The sequence below is a fragment of the Clostridium celatum DSM 1785 genome (assembly GCF_000320405.1).
Taxonomy (GTDB): domain Bacteria; phylum Bacillota; class Clostridia; order Clostridiales; family Clostridiaceae; genus Clostridium; species Clostridium celatum.
Genome location: NZ_KB291601.1, coordinates 1 through 618 on the forward strand (window position 1 = coordinate 1; position 618 = coordinate 618).

At 28.6% G+C, this 618-nt stretch carries 1 pseudogene; it reads left to right on the plus strand.

Annotated elements, in window-relative coordinates:
- Positions 1–39: 39 nt before the first annotated feature.
- Positions 40–618: pseudogene (locus HMPREF0216_RS16925) on the plus strand (transposase); the annotation flags it as partial.

Below are 618 nucleotides of genomic sequence, written 5' to 3' on the forward strand. Positions count from 1 at the left end.
ATTTAAAATATATTAATTTAATTACATAGAGGTTTACGAATGATAAACGGAAAGAAGAGAAGCAAAAATGAAATGGAAGTGGTGATGCTAGAACAATTAGTTCCGCCAAGACCATTTATTAAGAAAAATAGATAAATATATAGATTTTTTTTTTTATTAGAGATTTAATAGTGATTTGTATTGTCATACAAATGGTCGACCAGCAGTTGATCCGGTAGTTTTATTTAAGATGCTATTTATCGGATATCTTTATTGCCATACGCTCCGAAAGGCAACTAGTTAAAGATATAGAAGTTAATTTAGCATATAGATGTTTTTAGGATATTCTATCACTGAGAAAATTTCAAGATGCATCTACTATAAGTCAAAATAGAATTAGAAGATTTAAAGGTACTGATATTCCACAAAAAATATTCGATAATATAGTTATTCAGGCTATTGAAAAGGGATTAGTCGGTGGTAAAATTCTTTACTCTGACTCCAACACATATAAAAGCTAACGCTAATAAGCGTAAGTTTTGAAAAAATTGAGGTTCAAGTAACACCTAAGGAAACATGGAACACTAGAAATTGATGTAAATTTAGACAGGGAAAATCATAATAAAAAACCTTTAAAAC